The sequence below is a fragment of the Listeria sp. ILCC796 genome (assembly GCF_900186175.1).
GTDB lineage: Bacteria > Bacillota > Bacilli > Lactobacillales > Listeriaceae > Listeria > Listeria goaensis.
Genome location: NZ_FYBV01000017.1, coordinates 1 through 8,901 on the forward strand (window position 1 = coordinate 1; position 8,901 = coordinate 8,901).

3 protein-coding genes are annotated in these 8,901 nt (G+C 40.1%); all 3 read right to left on the reverse strand.

Annotation, left to right across the window (positions count from 1 at the left end):
* Positions 1–1,024 (reverse strand): Ig-like domain-containing protein (locus tag CFS04_RS12800; RefSeq protein WP_255377795.1); only part of this gene is annotated, 1,024 nt, incomplete at its 3' end.
* Between the two features lie 278 nt (positions 1,025–1,302).
* Entirely contained in the window at positions 1,303–7,209 is a 5,907-nt protein-coding gene (locus CFS04_RS12805) for an immunoglobulin-like domain-containing protein (protein WP_088811076.1), read from the reverse strand.
* Positions 7,210–7,639: 430 nt separating this feature from the next.
* Positions 7,640–8,901 (reverse strand): immunoglobulin-like domain-containing protein (locus CFS04_RS12810; protein ID WP_369821532.1); only part of this gene is annotated, 1,262 nt, incomplete at its 5' end.

The following is an 8,901-nucleotide window of genomic DNA, read 5'->3' on the forward strand; positions in this document are numbered from 1 at the left end:
GACCGCTAGCATCTGTTCTCCCTGTCGCAATCGTTGTTTGGCCGACTTTAATCGTCATGTCCGCATTTGGCTCGGCTGTTCCTTCGGCTTTCACGGAATCGGTTGTTAAATCACCAATTGTTGTTGGTACAATATTGCCTTGGATAACCGTTGTACTCGCACTTGATGTTTTTCCATTTTTCATGGCAGTTGCGGTTACAACTGTCCCAAACGCTTGTTTTGGAATTGCTATACTGTATGTGCCGTTTGCTTGAACAACTCCGCTTGCAATTTGATTGTTGTTTTGATCTTTAAATACAATCATTGCATTCGGTTCGGCGGTCCCATTCACACTTGTTGAGTCTGTAGTTAAACTATTGATGAATGTGTTTTCTATATTGCATTGAATGACAACTGTAGATGCACTTGATGTTCTTCCATCTTTAGTCGCTTTTGCTACAACAATTGCTCCAGCAAATTGCTTAGGAATTAGAAAGCTATAGTTGCCACTTGAATTCACTTTTCCAATTGCAAGCATAGTGCTTGAAACACGTATTTCAATATCCGCATTTGGCTCGGCTGTTCCCTCGACTCGTATTGATTCAGTTGTTAAAGAATTAATCGTTGTTGAGGTAATGTTACACGGAATGACAACCGTAGATGCATTCGCTGTGAGTCCATTTGAAGTCGCCCTCGCTGTAATAACCGTACCTGCTGGTTGTCTTGGAATCACAAAATTGTAACTACCATTAAAATTTATTTTTCCGATTGCTATTATTACTTCACCGGCTCGTATTTCAATGTCAGCATTTGGCTCTCCAGTTCCTTGTACTCTCGTTGATCCCGTTGTAAGTGAGTCAATCGTTGTCGGGGAAATTTCACATTGAGTTGTAGCAAGATTTTTTAAATTAGTTTTTCCTGATTCAACACCAACTGCATTTGCACTATTATTACTAAATAATGGGATAAACATTGTTGAGATGGTAAAAACTATCGTTACAATACTAATTGCTTTCTTCTTCCACTTTGTCTTTTTAATAGACATATTACTCTCTCCCTTTTTTCGAATTTGTTTTCAAATCATCAATCCGTACTACATAACAAAAAATTATCATCAAACAACTATTTAAGCATTCTTTCTCTTCCCCTAGCACCACCTCCTTAAGGATGCGCTTTCATAATAACAATTCAGAAAAATCAGCGCTGGCTATTAAAACTAATTTTTTGTACAATTTTTTGTAAATTTTGTGACAAATTTCATTATCTTAACAAAAAAAACAGCAAAACCTAAAAAGGATTTTGCTGTTTTTCTTCATATTTAAATCATTGAACCGTTATCGGAGTTTCAATGATGACATTACTTGCTCCGTCATAACCAATCATTGAAGCTGTCATACCGGGTGTTCGGAGTTGTGACTTCGCGTAATATTGATAGGTAGTGGTGGATCCAGTATTCGCTGGTATTTTAGATTGAACCACACCATTAACCTTAAGCGCAATATACTTTACACCGCCCCCGTATGTTCCAGTTACATAACTAGACGTACCAACAGTATACGGATCCGTTGTCAACACTGGGTCTCCTGTCGGGTTAATACGAACATTTGCTGTTGCTACAACTTCGCTTCTCCCGTTGTAAGCTTTCATAATAATCTCATCTTGATCATTTGTCACAAAACGTTTGATGTAGTAAGTATACGTATTTGTTCCGTCAACAGGAATTTTAGAAAGTTCAACATCATTCACGGTGGCAGAAATATAGGCTACATCGCCAGAATATGTTCCGACAATTGAACTGTCACCTAATGTAAAGTTGTTGGCTGTAATTTCACTTGTTATTTGAGTTTCTTTTACAGCAACAGGAGCTTCCGCTACTTGTGAACTTGCACCATTGTAAGCAATGACTGATACTACATCTTCTTTTGAAGTAATATTAGGACGTGCGTAGTACGAATAACTTCCACCCGCAACCGCTATCTTGTTTAAAACTGTACCATTTACTTTCAGTGCAACGTATTTCACATTTCCTGTATACGTCCCTGTCACATATTTATCTTGATATAAAACAAAATCATTTGCCGCAACGGTGCTCTCACCTGGAGGATTTTCAACGACATTTACGGTTTCCTCGTCTACAACAACACCAGCACCGTTGTAAGCTTTTATAGTCACCGTGTCCCCCAACGCAATCTTACCTTTTGAATAGTAGCTCCATGTCGTTGCATCTTTTACAGGTGTTTTCACATATTCGGTTCCATTCACAACAAGCGATACATATTTGACATTTCCTGTATACGTTCCTTGAACATACGAATCTGTTGAAACCGCGAAGTAATTTGGATTAACGGTCAAGGTGCCGACTAAACTATCTGGTCCATATAAAGTCACTTTCTTACGAGAAATTTCATCGTTTTCCGAATTGTAACCTATTACATAAACTTCGTCTGTATCCGCATCTGTAATATTAGGACGCGCATAATATTGGAATGTGCCATCCGTGCCAACTGGAATTTTCGTAAGAATCGTTCCATTCACTGAAAGGCCGACTTTCGTTACAGATCCTGTGTACGTCCCTTTCACATATGCATCCACGCCCACAATAAAGCTATCTGGTGAAACAGTTCCAATTTTTAATTGACCATCTTTTAAAGTTACGCGTGCACGGTCTAATTCGTTGTTTGTCGCACTAAGTCCAACAAGATATACCGTTTGGGTTGTGCTTGTAATATCATTTTTCGCATAATATTCAAAGTTTCCTGTTACAGGAATTGTCGTTTTTCTAACACCATCTACTTCTAGATAAACTTTCGCTACATCCCCTGTTGCTTCTGCTTTAATGCGGCTATCGTAACCGACATAATAGTCTTCTTTTACAACAACTGTACCACTAGCAGCTTGTGTAACCGTTACATTCGCACTGGATGTCTCTCCATTTTTCGTTGCAGTAGCTGTCACAACTGTTCCCGCTGCTTGATTTGGAATCGTGATACTATAGCGTCCACTCGCATCTGCTTTACCAGTTGCAATTGTTGTGCTACCTACTTTAATAGCAAGATCTGCATTCGGTTCAGCGGTTCCTTCTGCTTTTGTGGAATTCGTATTTAAAGCGTTAAGCGTTGTTTGCGCAAGGGTGTCTTGCGTCACGGTTGTACTCGCACTTGATGTTTTCCCTTTTGCTGTCGCTGTTGCGGTAACAACTGCTCCAAACGGTTGTTTTGAAATCGTTAGGACATAGGTTCCGTCCTCTCCAACTACACCACTTGCGAGTTGATTATTACCTTGGTCTTTGATGACAATCGTTGCGCTCGGTTCGGCATTTCCTTGTACAGTTGTAGAATTGGTTGTTAGTGCCCCAATTGTTGTCTGCGCAATATCTCCTTGCGTTACGGTTGTACTGGCACTTGATGTTTTACCATTTTTTGTTGCGGTGGCAGTGACAACTGTTCCAACTGCTTGTTTCGCGATTGTCAGGCTGTAATTTCCGTCTGATCCTACCGTCCCAGAGGCGAGCGTTGTTTGACCTGCTTTAATCACAAGGCTTGCATTTGGTTCTGCTGTTCCTTCGGCTTTTACTGAATCTGTCGTCAACGCTCTAATTGTTGTCGCTGTGAGATTTCCTTGGGTTACAGTTGTACTTGCACTTGATGTTTTACCGTTTAGTGTTGCGGTTGCAGTAATGACTGCTCCTACAGCTTGCTTTGGAATTGTTAAGCTATAATTCCCATCTGAACCCACTTTGCCACTTGCAAGTTCCGTGTTGTTTTGATCTTTGATAACAATATCTGCATTTGGTTCGGCGGTTCCTTCTGCTTTCACTGAATCAGTAGTCAATGGACTGATTGTGGTGCTTGCCATTGCTGTTTCAGTTGTTAATGTCACTCGGGTACGTGCAATTTCAAGATTTTCCGAGTTGTAACCAATCGCATAGACCACATCTGTTTCGGCATTTGTGATGTTTGGTCGCGCATAATATTGGAAGGTTCCATCTGTTCCTGCTGCTACTTTAGAAAGGACTGTGCCATTTACTGAAAGAGCTACTTTTGCTACAGAACCTGTATATGTTCCTCTAACGTAGGCATCTACGCCTACTACAAAATTGTTTGGTGTAATGGAGCCTATTTTTAGTTGACCATCTTTTAAGATTACTTGTGTGCGATCTAATTCTCGATTAGATGAATCCTGTCCAACTAAATAAGCGGTTTGATTTGTGCTTGTTAACACATCTCGCGCATAATATTCAAAGCTTCCGCTTACAGGAATTGTTGATTTTTTTACGCCATCTACTTCTAAGTAAACTTTCGTAATGTCACCTGTAACTTCTGCTTGGATTCTACTGTCATACCCAACATAAAAAGCATCTTTCACAACAACGGTTCCTGTTGCGACGCTTGTTACTGTTGTGGAGGCACTAGATGTTTTCCCACCCGCTGTTGCTGTTGCAGTTACTATTGTTCCAGCCGATTGTTTTGGAATAGTTACACGATAAGTGCCATCGGAAGCAACGCGTCCTGTTGCGAGTTCTGTGTTGTTTTGGTCTTTGATAACGATGTTAGCATTGGGCTCGGCTGTCCCAGTCGCTTGTGTTGAATCTGTTGTTAATGGATAAATGATTGTTTGAGCTATGTTGTCACTGACAACGGTTGTATTCGCGCTCGATGTTTTACCGTTTGCTGTCGCTGTCGCGGTAACAATTGTTCCGGCAAATTGCTTTGGAATTGTCAGGCTATACATACCGTCTGAGCCGACGCGTCCTGTCGCAAGTTGATTATCATTTTGATCTTTTAACACAATGGTTGCATTCGGTTCTGCGGTTCCGGTTGCTTGTGTCGAATCTGTTGTAAGTGAGTTAATCGTGGTTTGAGCAATACGATCATTCGTTACAATTGTTGTCGCACTTGATGTCTTACCATTTGCAGTAGCTGTCGCCGTCACGATTGTTCCAACAATTTGTTTTGAAATCGTTAAGCTATAATTCCCATCTGAACCGACTCGCCCTGTTGCGAGTTGATTATTATTTTGGTCTTTCAATACAATGGTTGCATTTGGTTCGGCGGTTCCGGTTGCTTGTGTCGAATCTGTATTTAAAGGATTAATTGTAGTCTGGGCGATAGTATCCTGTATAACTGTTGTACTTGCACTTGATGTTTTACTATCTTTTGTTGCCGTCGCAGTGACAACTGTTCCAGCAGGTTGCTTCGGAATTGTCACACTATAATTCCCATCTGAACCGACTCTACCTGTTGCAAGCGTTGTATCTCCAACCTTAATGGCAAGACTGGCATTCGGTTCTGCGGTTCCTTGTGCCGCTGTCGACTCTGTTGTTAGAGCATTAATTGTCGTTTGTGTGATATCTGCCGTCACGACAGTAGTACTTGCACTTGATTCTTTTCCATCTTTCGTGGCTGTAGCAGTCACAATTGTTCCAGCAGGTTGCTTTGCAATCGTCATGCTGTAATTTCCATCTGATCCTACCCTACCTGTCGCTAGTTCGGCATGGTTTTGATCTTTGATGACAAGATTTGCATTCGGCTCCGCCGTTCCTTCTGCTTTTACAGAATCTGTTGTTAGGGCGTTAATCGTTGTTGGTACAATGCCACCTCGTGTCACCGTCGTATTCGCATTGGACGTCTTTCCACCTAGCGTGGCCGTTGCGGTAACAATTGTCCCTGCCGTTTGTTTTGGAATTGTAAAACTATAATTCCCATCTGAACCGACTCTACCAGATATTAATGTAGTGTCTCCAACTTTAATGGCAAGATTTGCATTCGGTTCAGCCGTTCCTTGCGCGATCTCTGAATCTGTCGTTAAAGCATTGATAGTTGTTTGCGCAATCTCTCCTTGCACAACAATCGTAGAAGCAATAGAGATTTTACTATTTTTTGTTGCGGTTGCTGTTACAATCATCCCAGCTAATTGTTTTGGGATTGTAAAACTATATGTACCGTCAGATTGAACTGTACCAGTTGCCAGTTGAGTGTTATTTTGATTTCTAATGATAAGCGTTGCGCCTGGTTCGGCGGTTCCTTCTGCTTTTATAGAATCCGTTGTTAAACCATTAATCGTTGTTTGCGCAATAGCAGCCTGTGACACTGTAGTAGATGCACTAGACGTTTTACCATTTTTTGTTGCGGTTGCCGTTACAATCGTCCCAGCTGCCTGTGTTGGAATTGTAAGACTATATGTTCCATTTGCTCCTACTGTCCCATTTGCAAGTTGCGCATTATTTTGGTCTTTAATTACAAGTGTTGCACCTGGTTCTGCGGTTCCTTCCGCTTTCACAGAATCGGTTGTTAGGGAGTTAATCGTAGTTTGTGCAATATTACCTTGAGTAACGGTTGTACTTGCACTTTTTGATTGCCCTCCTGCAGTTGCTGTAGCAGTCACAGTTGTTCCCGCTGCTTGTTTTGGAATAGCAACATTATATGTACCATCTGAACCGACTGTACTTGTAGCGATAGTAGTTGAACCAGCTTTAATGGTTAGACTCGCATTTGCCTCAGCAGTACCTTGCGCTCTTTCAGAATCACTTGTTAATGCATCAATGGTTGTCTCATTCATCGCATCCAAATCTACAATACTAAGTCCACTTACTTGAACGCTACTATTCATTGTTTCCAGCGTAATGCTTGCTGAATTTGAAGGTGCAGTAAATTCACCGGTTCTCGTTCCACCGGCTGTCCCCCAACCAAAAGCAGTTCCTACGTGAGACCAAATTGGGGCTGGATTTGCTAAATGATGATAGATTGTAGAGCCATTATTGACTACAACATCGAAGCGATTGGCTAATCCACCAACATGTGCAGAGCTATAAGTGATTCTATAGCGATGTCCTGGAACAGTTGGAAAACTTTGTCCAATTCCTAAACATGCATTAAGTTGTGAAGAACGCAGGGTTGTCGTACCATTTCCTGGGAATTGTACGGAGCGAGCACCGTTTGAAAAATACTGCCAATTACCACTAGACGTTCCCCATGAAGTATAATATGTATCATAAGTCCCATTAGCATTCGTCCAATAAATAGGCGTCCATTTACTTCTATCACTAAAACTTGAATCTATCAAATTCTCAGATGTTCGTTTTAAATTAGTTAATTTTGGTTTTCCTGTTGTAACACTATCTGCAGTTGCTTTTACGTTAGCTGGGATAGCCGCTACTATAGTAGACATAGTCAACATTGTAGCAATCACACCAATAGTTAATTTTCGAAATTTAGTTGTTTTTCTGTTCACGTTGTATACTCTCCTTAAAATATATACTAATTTTTTCCAATATAGTTGTATATTTAACGTATTTATCCGCTTTATGTATCCCTCCTCCTACCGTCATTTTTAAATACTAGCATTTTTGAAAAAAGAAAAATGGATATTAAAACCCTTTTCATAAGCTGTTTTTTGTAAATTTTGTGACATTCCTCTCTCTGATTTTTCTAAAAAAAGGGGGATTTATTATGAAAATCAATTTTCGTTTTCATTAAATTTATTTTTTTAACTTTTTCCAAAAGAAGAGGATTTATGATGAAAATCTCAAACTTTATACAAATAAATTTCTGTACGAATCAAACTAACTTTTTTTCAAAAAAAGACTGTAGACAAAGAATTTTATTACTTTGTCTACAGTCTTAATTTTATTTACAGTTTTTACTCTCAATCATTATTTAAACTATTGTACTGTTATCGGTGTTTCAATAACCTGATTGTTCGCCCCGTCATAACCTATCATCGAAACTTCCATACCTGGTGTTTTCAGTAAGGCTTTCGCATAATACGTAAACGAACCATCTGCATTTACTGGAATTTTAGATTTAATGACACCTTCAACTTTAAGCGCAATATATTTCACGCCGTTTGTTGATGTTCCTGTGACATTACTTGAAGTTCCAATCGTAAAGACATCTGTTGTTAACGTTGCTGGAGCAGTTGGTGGGATCGTCACTCTATTAGAAGCCACCTCAGCTCCACCTGCAGTATAAGCTTTCATTACGATAGTATCCTGGTCACTTGTGACATAACGGCGAATATAGTATTCATATGTGCCTGAACCGTCTACTGGGATTCTAGATAGTTCTGTGTCATTCACGGTCGCGGAAATATATTTCACATTTCCAGAATACGTGCCGACTACTGAACTATCACCAAGGTTGTAAGTCTGTGCAGTAATCGCTGATGGACCACTTGGATTGATGGTTACTTGAACAGTGTCTCCAACTTCATTTCTTGAATTGTAGGCTTTCATTACAATTCGATCTGTATCACTTGTGATATAACGGCGAATATAATAGTTATATGTGCCTGAACCGTCTACTGGGATTTTAGAAAGTTCTGTGTCATTCACTGTCGCAGAAATGTATTTCACATCTCCAGAGTATGTTCCAACTACTGAACTGTCGCCAAGACTGTATGCATCTGCTTCGATTTCACTTTCTAATACTTGGACATCCAAATGGACAGGTGCTTCCGCTACTCGGACACTTGCGCCATCGTAAGCAATAATCGATACTCTATCTGTTACAGATGTAATATTTGGTTTTGCATAGTATGAGTAAGTGCCACCTGAAACTGGGATTTTACCTAATACTGTGCCATTGACTTTCAGTGCAACATACTTCACGCTTCCTGTATACGTTCCTGTAACATATTTATCTTGGTAAATGATGAATTCACTGGCATTAATTGTACTCTGATTTGGTGGATTAAGCATTACATTGACTGATTTTTCATCCACTACAACGCCTGCGACATTGTACCCTTTCACAGAAACCGTGTCACCCACCGCGATCTTGCCTTTAGAGTAATAACTCCACGTGTTCGCATCTTTTACAGGGGTTTTCACGTATTCTGTGCCATTCACAACAAGGGAAACATATTTCACACTTCCTGTGAACGTTCCTTGTACGTAAGAATCTGTTGAAACGGCGAAATAGT